At 71.1% G+C, this 21,044-nt stretch carries 20 protein-coding genes; 9 read left to right on the forward strand and 11 right to left on the reverse strand.

Annotated elements, in window-relative coordinates:
* Positions 1–93 precede the first annotated feature (93 nt).
* Positions 94–324, reverse strand: a complete 231-nt coding sequence (locus ABD256_RS41610) for a hypothetical protein (protein WP_425546613.1) — start codon at positions 322–324, stop codon at positions 94–96.
* A gap of 163 nt (positions 325–487) precedes the next feature.
* On the opposite strand from ABD256_RS41610, the gene ABD256_RS41615 reads away from it, so the two are divergent.
* A complete protein-coding gene (locus ABD256_RS41615; protein ID WP_215550111.1) occupies positions 488–874 on the forward strand; it encodes a cold-shock protein in 387 nt (128 codons plus the stop codon).
* Between the two features lie 7 nt (positions 875–881).
* Here ABD256_RS41615 and ABD256_RS41620 read toward each other — a convergent pair whose 3' ends face one another.
* Genes ABD256_RS41620 through ABD256_RS41630 form a run of 3 tightly spaced genes read right to left on the reverse strand, consistent with a single transcriptional unit; the run spans position 882 to position 4,163 of the window.
* The gene (locus ABD256_RS41620; RefSeq protein WP_344431501.1) at positions 882–1,379 is read right to left on the reverse strand and encodes a DUF2771 family protein; all 498 of its coding nucleotides are present in this window, start codon (positions 1,377–1,379) and stop codon (positions 882–884) included.
* Positions 1,380–1,389: 10 nt separating this feature from the next.
* Complete coding sequence (locus ABD256_RS41625; RefSeq protein WP_344431503.1) at positions 1,390–3,333, reverse strand: MFS transporter; 1,944 nt, start codon at positions 3,331–3,333, stop codon at positions 1,390–1,392.
* 56 nt (positions 3,334–3,389) lie between these two features.
* Entirely contained in the window at positions 3,390–4,163 is a 774-nt protein-coding gene (locus ABD256_RS41630; RefSeq protein WP_344431505.1) for a glutaminyl-peptide cyclotransferase, read from the reverse strand.
* A 106-nt stretch (positions 4,164–4,269) separates the two neighbouring features.
* Between ABD256_RS41630 and ABD256_RS41635 the strand changes: the two genes are divergently transcribed.
* Positions 4,270–5,661, forward strand: coding sequence for a DUF3027 domain-containing protein (locus ABD256_RS41635; RefSeq protein WP_344431506.1), 1,392 nt, complete (start codon positions 4,270–4,272; stop codon positions 5,659–5,661).
* The gene (locus ABD256_RS41640; protein ID WP_344431508.1) at positions 5,651–8,452 is read left to right on the forward strand and encodes a sacsin N-terminal ATP-binding-like domain-containing protein; all 2,802 of its coding nucleotides are present in this window, start codon (positions 5,651–5,653) and stop codon (positions 8,450–8,452) included. Before ABD256_RS41635 ends, ABD256_RS41640 begins: the two co-directional genes overlap by 11 nt.
* Here ABD256_RS41640 and ABD256_RS41645 read toward each other — a convergent pair.
* The gene (locus ABD256_RS41645) at positions 8,449–8,736 is read right to left on the reverse strand and encodes a DUF2530 domain-containing protein (RefSeq protein ID WP_344431509.1); all 288 of its coding nucleotides are present in this window, start codon (positions 8,734–8,736) and stop codon (positions 8,449–8,451) included. The two genes, ABD256_RS41640 and ABD256_RS41645, sit on opposite strands and share 4 nt — an antisense overlap.
* Positions 8,737–8,783: 47 nt before the next feature.
* Between ABD256_RS41645 and ABD256_RS41650 the strand changes: the two genes are divergently transcribed.
* The 3 genes from ABD256_RS41650 (at position 8,784) to ABD256_RS41660 (ending at position 12,194) form a co-directional block, all read left to right on the forward strand.
* Complete coding sequence (locus tag ABD256_RS41650) at positions 8,784–10,238, forward strand: NCS2 family permease (protein WP_344431510.1); 1,455 nt, start codon at positions 8,784–8,786, stop codon at positions 10,236–10,238.
* A gap of 57 nt (positions 10,239–10,295) precedes the next feature.
* Positions 10,296–10,724, forward strand: coding sequence for a MarR family winged helix-turn-helix transcriptional regulator (locus ABD256_RS41655; protein WP_344431511.1), 429 nt, complete (start codon positions 10,296–10,298; stop codon positions 10,722–10,724).
* A gap of 213 nt (positions 10,725–10,937) precedes the next feature.
* The gene (locus tag ABD256_RS41660) at positions 10,938–12,194 is read left to right on the forward strand and encodes an MFS transporter (RefSeq protein WP_344431539.1); all 1,257 of its coding nucleotides are present in this window, start codon (positions 10,938–10,940) and stop codon (positions 12,192–12,194) included.
* A 546-nt stretch (positions 12,195–12,740) separates the two neighbouring features.
* Here the strand turns inward: ABD256_RS41660 and ABD256_RS41665 are convergent.
* The 5 genes from ABD256_RS41665 to ABD256_RS41685 form a co-directional block, all read right to left on the reverse strand.
* Positions 12,741–13,778 carry a hypothetical protein gene (locus ABD256_RS41665; protein ID WP_344431512.1) on the reverse strand — a complete coding sequence of 346 codons (1,038 nt, stop codon included), beginning with the start codon at positions 13,776–13,778 and terminating at the stop codon, positions 12,741–12,743.
* 412 nt (positions 13,779–14,190) lie between these two features.
* Positions 14,191–14,814, reverse strand: coding sequence for a superoxide dismutase (locus tag ABD256_RS41670; RefSeq protein ID WP_344431513.1), 624 nt, complete (start codon positions 14,812–14,814; stop codon positions 14,191–14,193).
* Positions 14,815–15,050: 236 nt separating this feature from the next.
* The gene (locus tag ABD256_RS41675) at positions 15,051–15,728 is read right to left on the reverse strand and encodes a biliverdin-producing heme oxygenase (protein ID WP_344431515.1); all 678 of its coding nucleotides are present in this window, start codon (positions 15,726–15,728) and stop codon (positions 15,051–15,053) included.
* A gap of 67 nt (positions 15,729–15,795) precedes the next feature.
* On the reverse strand, positions 15,796–16,413 hold the full coding sequence (locus ABD256_RS41680) for a TetR/AcrR family transcriptional regulator (protein WP_344431517.1): 618 nt from the start codon (positions 16,411–16,413) through the stop codon (positions 15,796–15,798).
* Between the two features lie 64 nt (positions 16,414–16,477).
* A complete protein-coding gene (locus ABD256_RS41685) occupies positions 16,478–17,977 on the reverse strand; it encodes a glutamate-cysteine ligase family protein (RefSeq protein ID WP_344431519.1) in 1,500 nt (499 codons plus the stop codon).
* Between the two features lie 237 nt (positions 17,978–18,214).
* Between ABD256_RS41685 and ABD256_RS41690 the strand changes: the two genes are divergently transcribed.
* The 3 genes from ABD256_RS41690 (at position 18,215) to ABD256_RS41700 (ending at position 20,102) form a co-directional block, all read left to right on the forward strand.
* Positions 18,215–19,015 carry a TrmH family RNA methyltransferase gene (locus tag ABD256_RS41690; protein WP_344431521.1) on the forward strand — a complete coding sequence of 267 codons (801 nt, stop codon included), beginning with the start codon at positions 18,215–18,217 and terminating at the stop codon, positions 19,013–19,015.
* A gap of 38 nt (positions 19,016–19,053) precedes the next feature.
* Complete coding sequence (locus ABD256_RS41695) at positions 19,054–19,671, forward strand: DUF2537 domain-containing protein (RefSeq protein WP_344431540.1); 618 nt, start codon at positions 19,054–19,056, stop codon at positions 19,669–19,671.
* A gap of 74 nt (positions 19,672–19,745) precedes the next feature.
* On the forward strand, positions 19,746–20,102 hold the full coding sequence (locus tag ABD256_RS41700; RefSeq protein ID WP_344431524.1) for an MmcQ/YjbR family DNA-binding protein: 357 nt from the start codon (positions 19,746–19,748) through the stop codon (positions 20,100–20,102).
* A 1-nt stretch (position 20,103) separates the two neighbouring features.
* Here ABD256_RS41700 and sepH read toward each other — a convergent pair whose 3' ends face one another.
* On the reverse strand, positions 20,104–20,961 hold the full coding sequence (sepH, locus tag ABD256_RS41705; protein ID WP_344431526.1) for a septation protein SepH: 858 nt from the start codon (positions 20,959–20,961) through the stop codon (positions 20,104–20,106).
* Positions 20,962–21,044: the final 83 nt, after the last annotated feature.

The raw sequence follows: 21,044 nt of genomic DNA on the forward strand, positions 1-21,044 counted from the left end.
ATGTCGCAATCCACACCGAACCCGGAGGCCCTCCTCACACCAAGATCATCCGATCACGTGTCGCCCCGTACCCAACCTCCATGGTCAATACAGCTAGCTCTTCCCCCGCGCCTCCCTGACCAGCGCGATCAGGCCGAGCAGGAGCCCGAGCGGGGTCACCACACCAGCCGCGACGCTGAGCCAGACCGGCAGGTTTTCCAGCCCGGAGGCGAACATGATGAACACCACGAACACGGCGACCATGCCGAGCGCGAACAGGCCGATGCCCGCGCGCATCAGCAGGGACTTGCGCGGCTTGGCGTCGCCAGGGGCAGCGGTTTCCATGTCCATGAGGGTAGCTGGCGGTATCTGCTTCTCCCCGGCACCGGTACCGGGATAGGCTGGAGGGAACGCGCGTCCTGGGCACGCCCCGGGGCGCGTTCGTCGTGCATGACGGGTATCCGCCTGGCACGGGACTTTTCGGCAGAGCGAAGGAACGGTGAGGGCAGTGCCGACCGGCAAGGTCAAGTGGTACGACGCGGAAAAGGGTTTCGGGTTCGTCACCCAGGATGGCGGCGAAGACGTCTACATCCGGAAAACCGCGCTACCGCAAGGCGTGCAGGCGCTCAAGGCGGGTCAGCGGCTGGAGTTCGGCGTCGCCGACGGCCGCCGTGGCCCGCAGGCGCTTTCGGTCCGGCTGCTCGACGCGCCGCCGTCGGTGGCCGAGGCGCGCCGCCGCCCCGCGGAGGAACTGCACGGCCTGATCGAGGACATGATCAAGCTCCTCGAGCTCAAGGTCCAGCCGGACCTGCGCCGCAACCGGTACCCGGATCGCAAGCACACCAAGCAGATCGCCGAGATCATGCGCGCGGTCGCGCGCGACCTCGACCCGTAACGAGCGCTCAGCCGGGCTGCACCTGCAGCGACCAGACCGCCCTCGCGACGAGCTGCGGGTTGCCCTCGGCGTCCGCGTTCGGCTTGCCGGCGGCGTTCACCGAGGTGGCGACGCCGACCTGCTGGATCTCCACCACCAGGAGCTGGTCGTCCGGGGACGGCGTGGTCGCGGTGTAGGCGTACTGCTTGCCGCTGGTGAAGACCTCCTGCTTGACCGGCTGCAGCTCGCCCTTGGCGTTGGCGTACTGCACGTTCACCAGCCACGGAGTCTCCGTGACGTCCGAGGGCACCGAGATCTGCACCGGCTTGCCGGGGCGCACCTTCAGCTTCGGGGCGCCGTCCTCGCTCTGCTCGCACTTCTGCACCGTGACGTCGCAGTGGATGAGCGGCTCCGCGTTGACGGCGTGCCCGTCGGCAAAGAACGTCACTTCGGGCGGGCCGGGCGTCCCGCAGCCGGTCAGCGCGAGGGCGCCGAGGGGGAGCAGGCCGAGCAGGCGGTGTCGCATGGCGGCAACATTACGAGCCCTGCCGGAAGCGCGGGCCAGCCGGTCCCCCGCTCGGCACCGGGCCGCTCGGCACCGCGTCCGGGCGCAGCGGGCGATCACCGCCGAGGCCGGGGATCAGCGACGTGCCCCGATGCACGAGGAAGGTCTGGACCAGTCCGAAGGCGAGCAGGATCGACACCGCGAGGAAGCCGATCCAGAACGTCGTCGGCAGCAGCAGGCCCATCGCGCCGCCGATGCACCAGGCGAGCTGGAGCACGGTTTCCGAGCGGCCGAACGCCGACGCGCGGGACTCCTCCGGCAGGTCGTCCTGGATCACCGCGTCCAGGCTGATCTTGGCCAGCGCGCTCGCCCCGGCCCCGATCAGGCCGACGATGGCCGCGGTGCCGAGGCCGGGCAGGATCGCGGCCAGCACGCACGCGCCGAAGGCCGCGCTGACGCAGGCGAGGACGACTTGGTCCGGTTTGCCGAAGTGCAGGCGCGAGCCGAGCGCGTTGCCCGCGAACCCGCCGGCACCGGCGGCGGCGCCGACGATGCCGAGCAGCAGCAGCTGCATCACCGGGCTCCGGTCGGTGCCCTGCGCCTCGGCCTTCACCACGAACGCGGGGAACATCAGCAGAAAGCCGGTGACCACGCGGACCGCCCCGTTGCCCCACAGCGCGACCACGACTTGCCTGCCCATCGGCTGGCGCTTCTTCTTCTCGGGATGCGCCGACAGCGATGCGGGCACTTCGCCCTCGGTGACCTCGACCCACGACGGGATCCGCATCGACTGCACGGCCGCGGCGACGCAGATCACGCCGGTGAACCACAGCGCGCCCGACGGGCCGAAGATGCCGTTGAACCCGGCCGCGAGCGCGCCGAACACACCCCCGCCGACCAGCCCGAACACGGTGAGCCGCGCGTTCGTCTTGGACAGCGTGATATCGGGTGGCACCACCCTCGGCGTGACCGCCGCCTTGAGCACCGTGAACGATTTCGACAGCACCATCATGCCCAGCGCCGCCGGGTACAGGCCCCAGTCGTCGAAGTGCAGTGCCATGATCACGGCCATCACCGCCTGGCCCGCCGAGGACACGCACATCGCGAGCCTTCGCCCGCGCTGGATCTTGTCCAGTGCCGGGCCGATCACCGGGGCGACCAGCGCGAACGGCGCGATCGTGACGAACAGGTAGAGCGCGACCTTGCCCTTGCTGCTGTCGGCGCTGGTCGGTGAGATGAACAGGGTGTTCGCCAGCGCGATCATCATCGCCGCGTCGCTCGCGTAGTTGAGCAGCACCGCGTAGGTGAGGGCGGTGAGTCCCGACTTGTCGGCGCCGTCGGCCTTGGTCGCGCGCTGGAACGCGCCGACCGCCTGGCCGGTCAGCTGCCTGCCGCGCAGCGCGGCGACCCTGGTGACGGTGATCTTCTTCGGCAGCCGCGGGATGCTTCCCGGCCCCGCCGTCGCGGTGGTGCGGCTGGCGGCTTCGGGCTCCGGATCGATCCGCGGCTCGCCCGCGTATCCGCTCGTGTCGTAGTGCTCGTAGTCACCGGTGTCGGGGTAGTACCCGCCCGGCGGCGGCTGCACCGGCGGCACGTCCTGCCTGGTGCGGTCGCGGCGGACCGGCTCCGTGCGGCGGGCCGACGGGTCGGGCGGCGGGTAGGGCCGCGCACCGCGCGGCGGCTGGGGGGTCTGCAGCGGCCCGCCGAGCGGGATGGCGCCCGTCGGCGCCTCGTCCGCGGTCGGGACCGGATTCGGGTACGGCCGCTGCTGCGGTGCCGCCCGGCGCGGTGGCGCGGGCGGTGGCGGCGCGTCGTCGTAGAAGCGGCTCGGCGGCTCGGCGGGCACCCGCCACGACGGGCCGCTCGCGCCCGGTTCCGGCGTCCACTTGCGCTTGCTCTTCCGCCCGGCACGGCTCTTGCCCGACCGCCCTGAACGAGGGCCGTCGGGTCCGGCCGGTGTGCCGAAACGCGCCATGGGTCAATCCTGCCTGATCCGGGGTCCTTCGCGCCGGTTGATTCGCGCGAGAGAGGTCAAGCTGGGACCAGCTTCACCCTGAACGTCTTCGGCCACAGTTTCCCGGCGAGCAGGAACTCACCGGTCCCCGGGATGGCCGCGATGCCGTTGAGGACGTCCGCGAGGGCCCGTTCGGCCTCGGTGAGCAGGCCCGACGCGTCGATCTCCGCGGTCACCACCCCGGTCGCCGGATCGATGCGCACGATGCGGTCGGTCTGGAAGACGTTCGCGTACACCGCGCCGCCCGCGCACTCCAGCTCGTTCAGGCTGCCGTAGGCGCGGGTGCCCGCGTGCGCGGTCACCGAGTGCGTTTCCGCGAACGTGCGCGGGTCGCGGAAGGTCAGCTTCGACGACCCGTCGCTCATCACGAGTTCGTCGCCGAGGTGGCACAGGCCCCAGCCTTCGCCCTGGTAGGGCACGCGCCGCCGCTCGGCGAGCGTCGCCGGATCCCGTTCGATCGCGACGCCGTCCTGCCAGGTCAGCTGCCACAACGCGGGGCCGAGCACGGTGATGCCTTCGCCGAACAGGGGCGCGGGCAGGTCCGCCCGCACGCGCGGCCGCTGCCCGGGTGCCCCCGCCGTGACGAACGACTTCCCGGCGAGGCCGGTGCCCTCGTACAGCGTTTCGCCCGCGAACTCGAGGCCCTCGGTGAAGGCGGAAGTGTCGTGCGGGAGCGTGCCGAGCACCTCGACGCGCAGCTTCTCCGGCGACGGCGCGGACGGCGGTTTCGCGGCCGCGCAGCCGGTGAGCGTCAGGACGATCGCGAGCGTCGTGACGAGAAGCGAGCGCATCCGTCCACCTTGGCACGGGCAGGTCGGCCGCGCCGGGATCGCATTGACGTGCACGCGCGGGCGGCCGACACCGGCGCGCGGCCGTGCGTGCGGCACAATTGCGGGCATGACTCTGCTGCTCACCCTCGACGACGGCTCGGTCCAGCGCGCGCTCGCGGACGCGATCGAACCGGCGCGAGCCGCGGCCGTGGCGGAGGCGGGTGCCGAGTCGGTGGGCGAGCACGTCGGCGTCGACCGCGAGGACGCGGTTTCCGCGACCCACCGGTTCGCGGCGACAGTGCCCGGATACCGCGGCTGGCACTGGTCGGTCACGGTCGCGACCGCGGGCGAGGGCGAGGAGGTGACGGTCAGCGAGGTCGTGCTGCAGCCAGGCCCGGACGCGCTGGTCGCCCCGGCCTGGGTGCCGTGGGATCGCCGCGTGCGCGCCGGCGACCTCGGGGTCGGCGACATCTTCCCGACCGATTCGGACGATCCGCGCCTGGCGCCCGCCTACCTCGCGTCGGACGACCCCGCGATCGAGGAGACCGCCGTCGACGCGGGGCTCGGCCGGGTGCACGTGCTGTCCCGGCACGGCAGGCTCGACGCCGCCGAGCGCTGGCGCGGTGGCGAGTTCGGGCCGAGGTCGGACATGGCCAGGAGCGCGCCGGGGGTCTGCGGCACCTGCGGTTTCTTCGTGCCGCTCGCCGGGTCGCTGCGCGCGGCGTTCGGTGTGTGCGGCAACGAGATCTCGCCTGGCGACGGCCATGTGGTCAACGTCGAGTACGGCTGCGGGGCGCACTCGGAGACCGAGATCGAAGCCAGCGCGTCGATCCCGGTGGCGGAACTGGTCTACGACGATTCGCTGCTCGACATGGAGCCGCTGCCCGACGAGCCCGCCGCCGAAGTTCCGGTCACGGTCGGGGCGAGCCAGGAACCGGAGGCTGCCTCCGCGCAGTCGCCATCGGAGGCCCCCTCCGTTTCGAGTGCGGCTTCTTCGACGGGTGCCGTCGAAGAAGTGGCCCCGGCGGCCGCGGTCGTCGAAGACGGGACACGCGAGGTCGCCGCTGAGCCGGAGGCCGCCTCCGGGCAGAGAGTTGAAGCGGAGGCCCCCTCCGAGTACCCCGCTGAAGCGGAGGCTCCCTCCGGGCACCCCGCTGAAGCGGAGGGCACCTCCGGGGACGACCCGGTGGCACCGGCTGAAACCGCCGCATCGGCTGAAATCGCTGATACCGCTGAGACCGCTGAGACCGCTGAGACCCCTGAGACCATTGAAACGGAGGATGCCTCCGCGACTGACGAGGCGGTCGTCGGTCAACCGGAGGGGGCCTCCGAGGTGGTGGCGGAACCGATCGGCGCATCAGCGGCGCCGGAGCAGCCGGACCGGCCGGAGCAGGCTGCCGCGGCACCCGCGCAGGTCCCGGAGCCTGAGCAGGCCCCACCGGCGGAACAGGTCCCAGTACCGGAGGAGGCCTCCGCGTCCGAGCGGACCTCCGCGGCACCCGAGCCTGGTGACGACTGACCCGTTCGGCACCGAGCGCCTCCGCGCGTCGGTGCTGGCCGCGTGGCGTGACTCGCCGACCCGGTTCACCGAGGACACGAACGCCGAGTACGACCTGCGCGTCGGCGGGTACCGCGACCGGCTCTTCGTCGAGCTGGTGCAGAACGCGGCCGACGCGGCGGCGCTCGCGGGCGAACCGGGCACGCTGCGCGTTTCCCTGAAGAACGGTGAGCTGCGCGCGGCGAACACCGGTGCTGCGCTCGACGCGCCCGGCGTCGCCTCGCTGGCTTCCCTGCGCGCGTCCGCGAAGGACGAGCGCGCGGTGGGCCGGTTCGGAGTCGGGTTCGCGGCCGTCCTGGCGGTCACCGCGGCGCCGCGGATCGTGTCCCGCACCGGCGGGGTGGCGTTCTCGGCGGCCCGCACCCGCGAGGAAGCCGCTCGCGCCGGTGACGTGCCGGTGCTCCGCCTGCCGTGGCCCGTCGGCGAGGACGAGCCGCCGGTCCCGGATGGCTTCGACACCGAGGTCCGGTTACCGCTGGACACCGGCGCGGACGCGCTGCTCGACGCGCTCGCCGCCGAGGCGGCGGATCTGCTGCTCGCCCTGCCGTGGCTCGCGCGGATCGAGGTCGGGGAGTCCGTGTGGACCCGCGCCACCGCCGGTGACGTGGTCGAGCTGCGCGGCCCGGACGGCACGGTCCGGCGCTGGCTGACCCACGCCGGATGGGCGCTGCGGGTCGACGAGGACGGCCGCCCGGAACCGCTCGACACCGACGTGCTCCACGCCCCGACACCGACCGACGAGCGGCTTTCCCTGCCCGCCCGCCTGATGCTGTCGATCCCGCTCGAGCCGTCACGGCGGCGCGTGCTCCCCGGGACGGGTGCCCGCGCCGCGCTCGGTGCCGCGGCCGGGGACTACCTCGGCCTCGCCGGGAAAGTCGGCGCCGGGCACCGCGCCGCGCTGGTGCCGCGCGCCGGGTTCCCCTTGTCCGAAGTGGACGGTGAGCTGCGCGAACTGGTCACGCGGCGGCTGGCCGACGAGCCGTGGCTGCCGTCGTCGCGCGGCGAGGTGCCCGGTTCGGCCGCGCGCGTGCTCACGGTCGATTCGCCCGAGCTGGTGCGCCTGGTCGCCGAGTTCGTGCCCCGCCTGCTCGACGCCCCGTTGTGCGGTCACGCCGCGGCCACCGCGCTCGCACCCGCGGGAGTGGCGCCGATCGGTGCCGCCGACGTCGTCGAGGCACTGACCGGTGCCGACAAACCGCCTTCGTGGTGGCATGGCCTGTACGACGTGCTGAAGCCGCTGCTGGAATCGCACGCGATCGCCGCGGAGGACCTCGGTGCGATTCCGGTCCCCCTCGCGGACGGCCGCACCCTGCCCGGCCCGCGCGGCACGCTCCTCTTCGGCGAACTTCTGTCCGAAGTGGACAGTATCGGGCTGAGGGTGGTGCACCCCGAAGCCGTGCACCCGTTGCTGGAACGCCTCGGTGCCAAGCGTGCCGAGGCCCCGGACCTCCTCGACGCGCCTGAGCTACGGGACGCGGTCGAGCGCAGCGCCGAGGACGCACTGTCCGGTTTGGACACCCGGCCGCTGGCCTCGGTGGTGATCCGCTTGCTGGGCATGGCACCTGGCGCCGCGGGCGAGTGGCTGAGCGCGCTCGCGCTGCCCTGCTCGCACGGCTGGCGCCGCGCGGGCGAACTGGTGCTGCCGTCCTCGCCGCTGTTGGCCGTCTTCGACGGCGAAGTGTTCGAAGAGGACGGTCCGCTCGCGGTCCTCGACGCCGATTTCGCCGACGGCTGCCCGGTCGACGTGCTGACCGCGCTCGGCGTGCTGGACACCTTCGCGGTCGTCGCCGACGACGATCCGGCCGCACCGGACCACGACCTGCCCGACGAAGAGTCCTGGTGGGATTCGCGCGCGAAGCCGCCATCGCGGTTGTACGCCCTGCGCGACCTCGACCTGGTCGCCGACAACGCCTGGCCCGCCGCGCTGAGCCTGATCGAGGGGCGCCCCGAGACGCACCGCGCGCTGCACGAACCCGGCGGGCACACCGGCTGGTGGCTCGCGCGCTACGCGCTCCTGGACGGCCACCCACCCGTCGAATGGCGGCTGCCCGAGGCGAGTGCGGAGCTGGGCGGCCTGTACGACGAGGTGCCGGATCTCGGCCTGTCGCCCGCGCTGCTCGCCGCCGTCGGGGTGAAGGCGCGCCTCGGCGTCGCGGATCTCGACGACGCCGCCGACCTGCTGGAGCGCCTCGGCGATCCGGCGAGGACCGTGCCGGCCGGTCTGCTTCTCAGCGCACACGCCGCGCTGGTGGACGCCGATCTCGATCTCACCGAACTGGACGCGCCGGACACCGTGCGCGTGCTGGACGGTTCGGTCGCCGACGCGGACGCGGTCACCGTGCTGGACGCGCCGTGGCTGCTGGCCGTGCGTTCACCCGCGACGCTGGCCGCCGCCGCGGAGCCGCACGTGCGGGCGGCACGGCTCGCCGAGATCCTCGATCTGCCGCTCGCGAGCGAGAGCCAGCCGGCGGTTTCCGGCGACGGCGAATACGCGCCGTGGGCGGAGCTGCCCGCGGTGCGGATCGCGGCTGGCCTGCTGGGCGTCGCGCTGCCGGACGGCGGGGTGCTGGTCCACGACGAGCTGCTCGCGGGCGGGCGCGGCGTGCGCTGGTGGCACGACGGCCGCCTGCACGCGGAGGACAGCCCCGAGGGCCTGGCGCGCGCGTTCGCCTGGGCGGCGGACCGCTGGGACGACCGGTTCGCGCTCGCGGCGCTGATCGAGGACGCCGAACCCGCGACCTGGCTGGGTTAGCGCACGCGCTGCGCGGTCTTCGAACCGCGCTTGGCGGCGGCGCGCTGCCAGGTCATGATGCCCATGCCGATCAGGCTGAGCACGATGCCCGCCAGGGAAGTCCACAGCCACGTGGTGTTTTCGAGCGCGGAGTTCAGCCGCAGCACGAGCAGCACCACGAAGGCGGCGAGCCAGATCGCGGCGCCGACCACGACCACCGGGAACAGCGCGATCAGGCGCTCGGGCAGCTCGGGTGTGGGACGCAACGAGTCTTTGACATCCCCGGCGTTGATCGGTTCGGCCACGTCAGGAAGGGTACCCGGCGGAAACGCCGTACCGGAGGCAGGGAGCCGTGCCCGAGAAGACGTCCACCGCGCTCGACCGGTTCTTCAAGATCAGCGAACGCGGCTCGACCCCGGCCCGCGAGGTCAGGGGCGGGCTGGTCACGTTCGTCACGATGGCCTACATCGTGGTGCTGAACCCGCTGATCATCGGCAGCTTCTCCGCCGACGACGCGGGCGCGCACAAGGACCTCTTCGGCGCCATCCTGCCCGCGGGACAGGTCGCCGCGGTGACCGCGCTGGTGGCAGGCGTGCTGACCATCGGATTCGGACTGATCGCGAACTACCCGTTCGCGCTGGCCACCGGGCTCGGTATCAACTCGCTGCTGGCGGTGAGCGTCGCGCCGCAGATGAGCTGGCCTGCCGCGATGGGGCTGGTCGTGGTGAACGGCGCCGTGGTGCTGGTGCTCGTGCTCACCGGCGTCCGCACGATGGTGTTCAACGCGGTGCCGAACGAGCTGAAGGCCGCGATCGCGGTCGGGATCGGGTTGTTCATCTGCCTGATCGGCCTGGTGGACGCGGGGTTCGTGCGCAGGCTGCCGGACGCCGCGAAGACCACCGTGCCGGTGGGGCTCGGGATCGACGGGTCGATCGCGTCCTGGCCGACCGCGGTGTTCGTGTTCGGGCTCATCGTCACCGGCGTGCTGGTGGCGAAGCGGGTGAAGGGCGCGATCCTGATCGGCGTGCTGGCGGGCACGGTGCTGTCCGTCGTGCTCGAAGCGATCGTGCACGCGGGCCCGTCCAAGGGCACCGACCCGAAGGGCTGGAACCTCGGCTACCCGGCGCTGCCCGACCAGGTCGCGGGAGTGCCCGACCTGTCGCTGCTGGGGCACTTCAACTTCGACGCCTGGACCCAGGTGCCCGCGATCACCGCCGCGCTGCTGGTGTTCACGCTCGTGCTGACCGACTTCTTCGACACCATCGGCACCATGACGGGCCTCGGCAAGGAGGGCGGCCTGATCGGGAAGGACGGTCAGCTGCCCGGTGTCGGCAAGGCGCTGTTCGTCGACGGGCTCGGCGCCGTCGCGGGCGGTGCGGCGTCGTCGAGTTCGAACACCGTGTTCGTCGAATCCGCGTCGGGGATCGCGGAGGGCGCGCGCACCGGGCTCGCGAACGTGGTGACCGGGCTGCTGTTCATCGCCGCGATGTTCTTCACCCCGCTGTACGAGGTCGTCCCGGTGGAGGCGGCGGCACCGGCGCTCGTCGTGGTCGGCGCGCTGATGATCCGCCAGGTGACCGAAATCGACTTCCACGACTTTTCGATCGGGCTCCCCGCGTTCCTGACGATCGTGGTCACCCCGTTCACGTATTCGATCGCGAACGGGATCGGCGCCGGTTTCGTGAGCTTCGTCGTGATCCGCACCTGCACCGGAAAGGCGCGGCAGGTGCACCCGCTGATGTGGGTGGTTTCGGCCGCTTTCGTCGTCTACTTCGCGGTGGGGCCGATCCAGGCCGCGTTCCGCTGATTCGCCCCGTGGTGAAATTCACCCCGGCGGGGCCCGATCGTGAGGTATGCTAACTAAGTGTCCGGCGCGCGGGAAGCATCACTGGCGAGTCGGCTCCGGATCGCGGTCGTGCGGCTCAACCGCAGGCTCCGGGCCCAGCGGACCACGGAAACCGTTTCGCTGACCCAGGTTTCCGCACTGTCCACTTTGTACAAGTGTGGTGCGCTCACGCCGGGCAAGCTGGCTGCGAAGGAAGGCGTCCAGCCGCCGTCGATGACCAGGGTCATCGCGGCGCTGGAGGAAATCGGGTACGTGGTGCGAAACCCGCACCCGACCGACGGCAGGCAGGCGATCGTGGAGATCACCGAAGCGGGCCTCGGGTTCGTCCGCGAAGAGATTTCGGCGCGGGAAGCGTGGCTGGACCACCGCCTCGCCGAGCTGACCGAGGACGAGCGCGAAGTGCTGGCGAAGGCGGCGGACCTCATCGACAGGATGGCGGGGAACTAGCGGGCCGAAAACGGCCTGATTCCAGGGGGTGGCGACAACACAGTGCCCATAAACGCGGAGCCGGCGAACGCGGGCAGCAGAGAACAGTCCGTTCCGACGACCACCGCTACCCCGGATCCGGCACCGCCGCCAGGCGACCCCGGCACCGAGGGGCCGCCGATCCCCGAAGAGCCGGAGAAACCGGAAAGCGGCGGCAAACCGGGCCGCTTCGCGATGTTCTCGTCCCTGCGCGTGCGCAACTACCGGCTGTTCTTCAGCGGCCAGGTGATCTCCAACATCGGCACCTGGATGCAGCGCATCGCCCAGGACTGGCTGGTGTTCAGCCTCAGCGGCAACAACCCGGTCGCGCTCGGCGTCGCGGTCGCGCTGCAGTTCACCCCGATCCTGCTGCTCTCGCTGTGGGCAGGCGTGCTCGCGGATCGCGTCGACAAGCGCAGGCTGCTGATCCTCATCCAGAGCCTGACCTGCGTGCAGGCCGTCGCGCTCGGCCTGCTCGACATCACCGGCGCCGTCGAGCTGTGGCAGGTCTACCTGCTGTGCTTCGCCCTCGGCACGTGCGCGGCGCTGGAAGTGCCGACGCGCCAGTCGTTCGTCGCCGAGATGGTCGGCCGCGACCAGGTCGCCAACGCGGTCGCGCTCAACTCCTCGATCTTCAACATGGCCAGGATCGTCGGCCCCGCCATCGCCGGATTCGCGATCACCCTGGTCGGCACCGGCTGGCTGTTCCTGGCGAACGCCGCCAGCACGATCGCGGTGATCACCGGGATCGCGCTGATGGACCCGGACAAGCTGTTCCGCGGGCCCGGTATCGCCCGCGCGAAGGGGCAGCTTCGCGAAGGGCTCCGGTACGTGCGCGGCCGTTCCGACCTGATGACCGTGATGGTGCTCGTGTTCTTCGTCAGCACGTTCGGCATCACGTTCTTCACCTCGCTCGCGGTGGTCGCGGGCAACGTCTTCCACACCGCCGCCGACGGTTACGGCCTGCTGTCCACGATGCTCGCGATCGGGACGTTCACCGGCGCGCTGATGGCCGCGCGCCGGGGGGTGAAGGGCAGGCCGAGGGTGCGCCTGCTGCTGGTGGCCGCCGGCGGGCTCGGCGTGCTCGAGTTCGCGACCGCGTTCATGCCGACCTACCTGGCGTTCGGGATCGCGCTGATCCCGCTCGGCTACGCCACGATCACCTTCCTGAACACCGCCAACGCGATCGTGCAGACCGCGGTCAGCCCGGAGATGCGGGGCCGCGTGATGGGCCTGTACGTGCTGGTCCTCGTCGGCGGCAACCCGATCGGCGGCCCGATGACCGGGTGGATGGCGGACGCCTTCGGCGGCCGGTCCCCGTTCATCATCGGCGGGGCGCTGTCGGCGGTGGCGGCACTGGTGTGCGCGGTGGTGCTGGTGCGGCGCGGAGGGGTGAGCCTGGGCAGGGTGCTGGTGCGCCGGGAGCCGAAGGTGGACGTCAGCTCCGGGTGAGCGCGCTGCCCCGAAGGATGCTCCTGCAGGGGCCGAGGTGGGGTCCGCCCCGCATGCCCTGGCTCGTAAATGAGCAGATTCGCCGGGCACAGCGAGATCGCCCCTCAAGCGGAGGCGCGCCCGTATTTTCACCCCTGGCAGGACGTCCCCGACAGGGGACACAGATGACTGAAGGACGCCTTCGGGGATTCTGGTGCCGCGAAGGCGTCCTTCAGGGCGTCAGCGGCGGCATGCTCCGTGTCGTGAGGGTCGAGAATGCGGCGTCAGATGTCTCGAAGGGGCCCTTGAGGGAGCAAGGGCCTCGGCGGATCCACACTTCCGTCCCTCTCACCGGAGTCGGTGCGCACACATCATTGCCGTGACCTTCAGGAACCTTAACGCCGCGAATGCGACCTTCATGGGCCTTCTCCGTTCCCGTGCTCATGTCCCGAAGGGGCCCTTGAGGGAATCTGGTGCCGCGAAGGCGTCCTTCAGGGCGTCAGCGGCGGCATGCTCCGCGTCGTGAAGGTCCCCTTCGGGGCATGAGCACGGGAACGGGAAGGGACGTCAGCTCTGGACGAGTGCCGGGACGACCCGCTCGACGAACGACTGGAACGCCGCCGTGGTCATCGCCTTGCCGGGATTGGTGAAGGTGACCGTCTCGGTGCTCTTCTCCGACAGCCGGACCGCGATGGTGTCGCCTTCGACGGAGGCGGGGAGACCGGCCAGCTTCCCGGGGAAGGTCCGCGGCGTGACGTCGAGCCGGTAGACGGCGTGCACGCCGCTGACCACGCAGGTGCCTTCGAACTTGGCCTTCGCGGCCTGCGGCGACACGTGGGCTTCCTGCGCCATCGCCGCGCAGAGCCGCCACGAGACGATCGGCCACGGCTGGCCGAGCACCCCGGCGCCGGGGATCTCTTCGCGCGGCTGCGCCGAGATGGTGCCCTCGGCGGTGGTGGCCGGGAGCGCGGGGCCCGGTGTGGTGGTGGCCTTGATCAGCTCGTCGGCGAGCTTCACGGCCTGCTGGTCCATCGGCAGGTCCGCGCGGTTGATCGTGGCGCGCTGGTTGATGGTGACCGAGAGCTGCGGGCGCACGCCGCCGGTCTCGCTGTGCGGGCCCTCGGCGAGCCGCACGGCGACGGTGGCGCCGAGCCGGTCGGGAAGCCGCTGAAGCTGGCCCTGCCGCGACCCGACCGGGACCTGCTCCGCGCCTTCGGGAGGCGGCGAGGGCAGCGAGAGCTGGACGTGGATGTCGAGGCGGTCGGTGAGCACGTGGCAGCCGCCGGACCATTCGATCTCGCGCAGGCTCTTCGTGCCCAGCACGGTGTCCCACTGCTCCTGCGGCAGCGCCTCGCACAGCGCGTTGCTCGCGGTGGGCTCGGGGAGCGCGGTGAGCATCTCGCCGGTCGGCTTCGGCACGGGACGGGGGAGCTGGCCGTGCTGCGACGGCCACGACTGCGGCAGCCCCGGCGGCGGTGACTGGTCGATGGTGCCGAGCCCGCGGGTCCAGAGGTAGCCCGCGGCGGTGCCGACGCAGGCGAACACGAGGAGCGCGCCGACGGTGATGGTGAGGGCGGTCGACCTCTTGATCAGCCGGGCGCTCATCAGAATCCTCCCCTGTTTCCGCGGGTAAGCACTGGTGGGCCCGCGGGTACGTCCTCGCGGGTGTGGTGCGGGCGGCGTCAGTGCCGCCGCGCCGGGCCAGCCGCGGGAAAAACCTAGCCCGTCCGGTGGACTGGCGGGGCGCCTTCTGCAAATTACGCGCCTACGCCGGGTGAGTGAGACGTGGGTCTCCGTGAACTGCCCCTTGCCCCAATGAGTCAGGTTAGGCTAACCTCATACATGTCCGCTTCGTGGTGGGAGCGGCAGTCAGTTCGGGAACGGACGGGGTCCCGTCGCCGGAGCGATCCGGTGGCGGGGCCCCGTTTCCCGTTACGGGGAGTGTGCACGAAAAAAGGGGCCCTCCGTAAGGGAGGACCCCGATCTTCTCGCCGCTTGGACGATCAGGACGACCGGCTCAGGACAGCAGCAGGCCGTTGCCGCCCGAGCGGGCGTTGTCGAAGCGCTTGCTGATCTCATCCCAGTTGAAGATGTTCCACAGCGCCTTGACGTAGTCCGGCTTCACGTTCTTGTAGTCCAGGTAGAACGCGTGCTCCCACACGTCGACCAGCAGGATCGGCACGGTTGGCAGGATCAGGTTGTTGTGGTGGTCCCGCAGCTGCTGGGTGATCAGCGTCTTGCCGATCGGGTCCCAGGACAGCGCGCCCCAGCCGTTCCCCTGGATCGTGGTGGACACCGCGGTGAACTGCGCCTTGAACTTGTCGAACGAGCCGAACGACTCGTCGATCGCCGCGGCGAGCTCGCCGGTCGGCTTGTCGCCGCCGTTGGGCGACAGGATCTTCCACCAGACCACGTGGTTCGCGTGACCCGCGAGGTTGAAGGCGAGCGTGGTCTCGAGGCCCACGATGGACCCGAAGTCGTTCGCGTCGCGCGCGGCGGCCAGCTTGTCCAGCGTGTCGTTCGCGCCCTTGACGTAGGTCGCGTGGTGCTTGCTGTGGTGCAGCTCGTTGATCTCACCCGAGATGTGCGGTGCGAGGGCGCCGTAGTCGTAGTCGAGATCGGGGAGCTCGTACAGGGCCATTAGCCCTCCTTCTGTGTTTCGACGCTGTTGCTGCCGGTTCCGAACTTAGTAGCACTCGCCGGTGGACGGCGACCTGGGGCGCCGCCGTCTCCACAGGTGGAACCCCTGCTGGCGGTACCCGGTGGTGCCCGGACCGAAACCCAGCCTGCTTCCTCTACCTAGATCGAGGTCAACGTCGATGTGACGCGGGTCGCCGCGCGCGGTTCGCGGGCTGAACGTCGTCAGCCCGCGAACACTCAGGCGGCGAGGTGCTCGTCCATGCCGTCGGCGAGCTCGGCGAACACCGCGATGTTGCATTCGAACGCGGCGAGCGTCTCGTCGATGACCTTCGCGCGTTCGGCCTCGTCCCACGGCGCGGTGTCGAGCAGGCCGCGGTACCGGTCGCGGAACGCGGGCGCGCTCATCGGCAGGTCGAACCGGTAGAAGAGCGAGCCCGGCCCGTCGATCCGGTAGTTCTTCTCCAGCAGCCGCCGGATGACCTGGCCGCCCGCGATGTCGCCGAGGTAGCGCGTGTAGTGGTGCGCGACGTATCCGCCTGCCCAGTCGAAGGCGACCGACTTGATCCGGTCGACGTAGGCGCGCGTCGCGGGCAGGGGTTCGATCGCGGTCCGCCAGCCGGCCCCGACGAGGAACTCCAGGTCCGCTTCGAGCGAGGGCAGCCGCCGCAGCTCGTCGAACACGAACGCGCCGCCGACCCGGTCACCGGCCATCGCGGTCGAAGCCTGCTCGATCGCGCCGTAGATGTAGTGGTACTGCACCGCGAGCTGGGTGTACCCCGACAGCGTCAGCGCGCCGCCGAGCAGCGCGTCCATGTAGCGGGAGTGGTTCGCGCGGTCGTGCACGCCGAGGGTCGAGCGGCGCAGGACCGCGGAGAACCGAGCCTGGTCGAGCGGGGTTTCGGTCGCAACCGGCATCGGACGCCTCCATCGTTCTGACACGCTGTCAGAAAGAGCGTAAGCGATCCGCCGCACTTAGGCTAGCCTAAATTCCCTGTCGATTGGGTGCCGTTTTCACGCCGGCGCCGCGCAGCACGAACCGGACCGCGGTGTCGATCACGGCGTCGAGCCGGTCGGCGGGGACGTCGACCACCTGCCTGCCGCCGATCGCCGACGAGATCATCCCGGCCAGCGTGTCCGGATCCTCCTCGGGGAGCTGACCCGCGCGGATGCCGTCGGCGATGATCACGCGCAGGCGCTCGCCGATGGGGTCCGCGTGCGCGGCGATCCGCTGGTAGGCGGACGGGGCGAGCGCCGAGGCGAGCGTGCCGCCCGGCGGGAGGTGGTACTCGGCGAGCGTGCGCAGCTGCATCCGGACGAACGCGGCGAGCTGCGAGACCGGGTCGCCCGCGGCGGCGACCGCTTCTTCGAGCCGCTCGACGTACCGCGCGGACTCGGCCTCGACGAACGCGATGAGCAGGCTTTCGCGGTCGGGGAAGTGGTTGTAGATCGCGGTGCGCCCGACGCCGGCGGCCGAGGCGACCCCGGCGAGCGTCACCGCGTCGAACCCGCGCTCGTACAGCTGCGCGCGCAACGCGTCGAAAACCTTGGCGCGGACCTGTTCGCGGTGCGCGGTCAACGAGCCGCCGATGATCTTCGGCACCGCGCACCTCCCTCGGCCTGGTGCGACGATCGTGCCAGCGGCGGGGACCGCTGTCGAGACGAGGTCAGACGTCGAGCGGCCACTCGTGCACGGGGTGCCCGTTCGTGCTCAACCGGAGGTAGGAGCGCAGCATTTCGGACAGCGCGGTTTCCCGGTCGAGGCCGCGCTTCTGGGCCCGGTTCACGGTTTCGCGCTGCCACCACGATCCCGTGCGCCTGGTGAGGCAGCGTCTTTCGATCACGCCGAGGTACCGCTCGCGCGCCGCGTCGGCGACGCCGGACTGCTGGAGCCCTTCGTGCGCGAGCGGCAGCAGCACGCGCAGCACCAGCTCGTCCGGCGGGATCCAGCCGATACCTGGCCAGTAGAGCTGCGCGTCGAACCCGTTCCGCGCGCCGGCGTAGAGGTTTTCCTCGGCGGCCTGGAACGACATCTGTGTCCACACGGGACGCTCGTGCTCGGCGAGCGCGCGCTGCGCGCCGTAGAAGAACGCGGCGTTCGCGACGATGTCGAGCACGGTCGGCCCCGCCGGGAGCACGCGGTTCTCCACGCGCAGGTGCGGTGTGCCGTCGACGACGTCGTAGACGGGCCGGTTCCAGCGCCACACGGTGCCGTTGTGCAGCCGGAGTTCGGTGAGCTTCGGCGCCTTGCCGGACTCGAGCGCCTCGACCGGGTCCTCGGGATCGGTTTCCGGCAGCAGGCCCGGGAAGTAGCGGACGTTCTCCTCGAACAGGTCGAAGATCGAGGTGATCCACCGCTCGCCGAACCACACGCGCGGCCGGACGCCCTGGTTCTTCAGCTCCTCCGGCCTGGTGTCGGTGGCCTGCTGGAACAACGGGATCCTGGTCTCGTGCCAGAGCGCCTTGCCCAGCAGGAACGGTGAGTTCGCGCCGATCGCCACCTGCACGCCTGCCAGGCACTGCGCCGCGTTCCAGTACGCGGCGAACTCCTCCGGCGCGACCTGCAGGTGCAGCTGCACGGACGTGCAGGCCGCTTCGGGCAGGATCGACTCCGAGTAGCTGCGCAGGCGCTCGGGCTTCTGCTCCGGCAGCGCCGCGCCTTCCATCGACAGCACGGAGTGCTCGCCGCGCGCGGCGAAGATCTGGTCGTTCAGCAGGGCGTACCGAGCGTTGTTGGTCAGCCACTTCTCGTCGAAGTGGTCGTGCCTGAGCGTCGGCAGGATGCCGATCAAGGCCACAGTGGACGCCGACTTGCTCGCCGCGGTGCTCGCGCTGGTGAGGTAGGCGTCGAGGTCGTGTTCCAGCTCTCCCACCGATTCTCCGGCGAGCGGGCGCGGCGGGACGTTGAGTTCGATGTTGTGCTGACCGAGTTCGGTGGTGAAGGAAGGATCGTCCAACGCTTCGAGCACGGCCGTGTTCCGCATCGACGGCCGCATCGCCGAGTCGACGAGGTTCAGTTCGACTTCGAGGCCGATGTGCTTGCGGGGAAAGGAAAAACTGCCGTCCGAGAGCATACGGGCGAGGGTGTCCAGGCACCGCTGGACCTTGCGGCGGTAACGGCCACGGTCCCGCGGATCGAATGGGTCCGACGACAGGTCTTTACCCATGGCGTGTCCCTGTTTCTTCCTCGGTCAAGGCTCCCCGATCGCCTCAGATTTTCAGTGCCAGCGTTGCAACGGTTCGGCCGACAACCGTGACACAGCGGCGATGGCCCGGCTAGCGGCCAAACTGGTGCTCTCTGTCACCTCGGGTTAACAGACAGCAAAAAAGAGCCAAGAGTACCAGGATGCCCACGACGTTCGGACCAGCAACGGCGGTGCGAGCGGGGGTGGCAGACTCTCCAGGTGGCCGAAAAGATCGACGTCGACGACGAACGGGACCCGAGGCTCGACGATTTCCGGGACCTCTCGGCAGCCGACCGGCGGCCGGATCGCCCCGGTGGCCGTGGTTTCGTGATCGCGGAAGGCACCGTGGTCGTGCGACGGCTGCTGCGATCCCGCTTTCCGCCGCGCGCTCTACTGGGAGTAGAGCGCCGGATCGCCGATCTGGAGCCGGATCTCGCCGGGTTCGACGTGCCCGCCTACGTCACGTCGGCGGAGACGATGGCGAACGTCGTCGGGTTCCACCTGAACCGGGGCGTGCTCGCGGTCGCCGATCGCGCGCCGCAGCCGTCCGTGCGGGAGATCGCCCGCGCGGCGAACGTGCTCGCCGTGCTCGAAGGCGTCGGCGACCACGAGAACCTCGGCGCCCTGTTCCGCAACGCGGCCGCGCTCGGGATCGGCGGCGTGCTCCTCGGCCCGCGCTGTTCGGATCCGCTCTACCGGCGCAGCGTCCGCGTCTCGATGGGGCACGTGCTGCGGGTGCCGTTCGCCACACTCGCCGCCTGGCCGTCTGGATTGGACGTGCTGCGCGAAGAGGGGTTCCGGGTCGCCGCGCTCACCCCGCACGAGAGCGCGATGCCGTTGCGCGAACTCGGCGGCGGGCGCGTGGCGCTGCTGTTCGGCTCGGAAGGGCCCGGCCTCACCGAGGACGCACTGGGCGCGGCGGATGCTCGGGTGCGCATCCCGATGGCGGGCGGGGTCGATTCGCTGAACGTCGCGACCGCCGCGGCGGTGGCCTTCTACGAACTCGCCGGGCGTGGGTAAGTTTGGCCGCGATCGTCGAAGCCGAGGAGGGCGCACGGGTGGAGCTGCGGGTCCGTGGTGAGCGCGCGGTGTTCGCGGGCGGCGGGGAAGGTGCGCGGGAGACCGACCCGCACCACCTGGCGCTCGGCAGAGACCTTGCCGACGCGCTGCACGAATGGGCCCGCGTCGCCGCGGCCGTGGCGCGCGACCGCGACGGCGCGCCGTCACCTGGCGAGGCCGCGGCCGTCGTCTCCCAGCGGGGGCGGCAGCTCGCGAGCAGGGTCGCCGCCGCGATGGGCACGCCGGTCGACTACGTCGACCCGGTCACCGGCACGATGTCGGTGGTGTCCCCGCCCGAGCGCGACGCCAAGGTGTCGTGGCTGCGCAAGGCGATTCCCGAGACCCGCGTCGGCGACGAACCCACGCCGTGGGCGACCGGGCTCGTCGTCGCCGGCTTCGTCGCGGCCGTGGTGATCATGGCGATGGTGGCGCTGGCCAGCACGCTCGCGGACGAGACGAGCGGCCTGCTCGCGATCGTCGCGGCGCTGGTCGTGTCGGCGGGCCTGGTGCCGTCGCTGTGGCTCGCGCGCCGGATGCCGATCGTCCGCTGGATCGCGCTGGGCGCGGGCGGCGGGATCGCGCTGTCCTGGATCGGCGTCCTCGTCGTCGCGCTCTGACTCTCCACTGTGGACTGACCTGCCGGTCGCGACGACATTCGCCGCTCGGGGTGCGTTACGGGCATAATTCCCCCGTGGCAAAAGACCCGCTGCCCTCGCTCCGCCGGGTGTGCATGGCGCTCCCGGAGGTGACCGAGCGGCTCAGTCACTCCGTGCCCGCCTGGTTCGTGCGCGGCAAGAAGCAGTTCGTGATGTTCGCCCCGCAGCACTACGACGACCGGCCCGGGTTCTGGTGCGCGGCGCCGCCGGGGGTGCAGGAGGACCTGGTCGCGAACGAGCCCGAGCGCTTCTACCGGCCGCCCTATGTCGGGCACCGCGGCTGGCTCGGGGTCCGGCTGGACGTGGACGTCGACTGGGGCGAGATCGCCGCGATCGTCCGCGAGGCGTACACGGTCGTCGCGCCGAAGAGCCTGGTGGAGCGGCTCGGATAGCTCAGCCGCGCTGCGAGCGCACGCCGAGGAGCACGTCCTCCCACGAGGGGACGATCGGATGGTTCTTCTTGCCCTTCGCGCGCGCGGGCTCGGGCTTGGCCTCGTCGACGGGTTCCTCGGCGGGCTCTTCGGCTGGCACGCGCGGGATTTCCCGGGTGTCGTCGTCCTGCGGGTCCGGGATCGGCGCCTCGGTCACCGAGCCGCCGGATTCTTCGAGCGAGGATTCGAGTGTCGGCTGGGCGTCCTCGGAGACCGCGCGCAGGGTCCTCGGCTGGCGGTGCGCGTTCGGGTTGAGCAGATCCTCGGCCGGCTCGTCGAGCGCGGTCACGGTGCCGCCGTGCGCGCCGGGCGAGAACGCCCAGTGCGCGGCGTTGTCCGAGCGCCCCGCCTGCCACCGCAGGCCGACGACCCACTTGCCGTCGTCGCCCTTCCACGAGTCCCAGACGGCCTGGGTGTAGTCCTGCCCGCGGACGCCGAACGCGTAGTGCACGACCTCGCCGAGCGTGCGCACGTCGGGGCCGTCCTCGCGCACCGGGTGCGCCTGCTGGGCCAGGTCGGCGGTACGGGAGCGTTCGAGCAGCACGGGGTAGGCGAACCGCTCCACCCGCTGCGCCGGCACCCCTGCCGACGTCGCGACCTGCTCGACCGATTCACCGGCCCTGATCCGTGCCTGGATCTCGCGTGGCCGCATCTGGCTCTCCAACTCGATCTCGATCTGCCCGAGCCGGGTGATGTCACCCCTCGCCGCCGCACGGAGTCTCTCATCGGCGGGCAGCAGGAACCGCTCACGGCGCGCCGGGTCTTCGCACACGATGGACTTACCGTCCTCGTGCAGCCCGACCACCCGTAGCGCTCGCATGCCCCGCCTCCCGTGAGACTTCACCTTTGTGGGTGTCCACGTTAGTGCGGCGCGTCGGCTTGACGGGTGAGGCGCGCCGATCC

This window comes from Amycolatopsis minnesotensis (assembly GCF_039529815.1).
GTDB lineage: Bacteria > Actinomycetota > Actinomycetes > Mycobacteriales > Pseudonocardiaceae > Amycolatopsis > Amycolatopsis minnesotensis.

Excerpts from the sequence above, each read along its gene's own strand:
- ABD256_RS41610 (WP_425546613.1), bottom strand. The coding sequence starts at position 324 with ATGGAAACCGCTGCCCCTGGCGACGCCAAGCCGCGCAAGTCCCTGCTG.
- ABD256_RS41620 (WP_344431501.1), bottom strand. The coding sequence starts at position 1,379 with ATGCGACACCGCCTGCTCGGCCTGCTCCCCCTCGGCGCCCTCGCGCTG.
- ABD256_RS41625 (WP_344431503.1), bottom strand. The coding sequence starts at position 3,333 with ATGGCGCGTTTCGGCACACCGGCCGGACCCGACGGCCCTCGTTCAGGG.
- ABD256_RS41630 (WP_344431505.1), bottom strand. The coding sequence starts at position 4,163 with ATGCGCTCGCTTCTCGTCACGACGCTCGCGATCGTCCTGACGCTCACC.
- ABD256_RS41635 (WP_344431506.1), top strand. The coding sequence starts at position 4,270 with ATGACTCTGCTGCTCACCCTCGACGACGGCTCGGTCCAGCGCGCGCTC.
- ABD256_RS41660 (WP_344431539.1), top strand. The coding sequence starts at position 10,938 with ATGTTCTCGTCCCTGCGCGTGCGCAACTACCGGCTGTTCTTCAGCGGC.
- ABD256_RS41665 (WP_344431512.1), bottom strand. The coding sequence starts at position 13,778 with ATGAGCGCCCGGCTGATCAAGAGGTCGACCGCCCTCACCATCACCGTC.
- ABD256_RS41670 (WP_344431513.1), bottom strand. The coding sequence starts at position 14,814 with ATGGCCCTGTACGAGCTCCCCGATCTCGACTACGACTACGGCGCCCTC.
- ABD256_RS41675 (WP_344431515.1), bottom strand. The coding sequence starts at position 15,728 with ATGCCGGTTGCGACCGAAACCCCGCTCGACCAGGCTCGGTTCTCCGCG.
- ABD256_RS41685 (WP_344431519.1), bottom strand. The coding sequence starts at position 17,977 with ATGGGTAAAGACCTGTCGTCGGACCCATTCGATCCGCGGGACCGTGGC.
- sepH (WP_344431526.1), bottom strand. The coding sequence starts at position 20,961 with ATGCGAGCGCTACGGGTGGTCGGGCTGCACGAGGACGGTAAGTCCATC.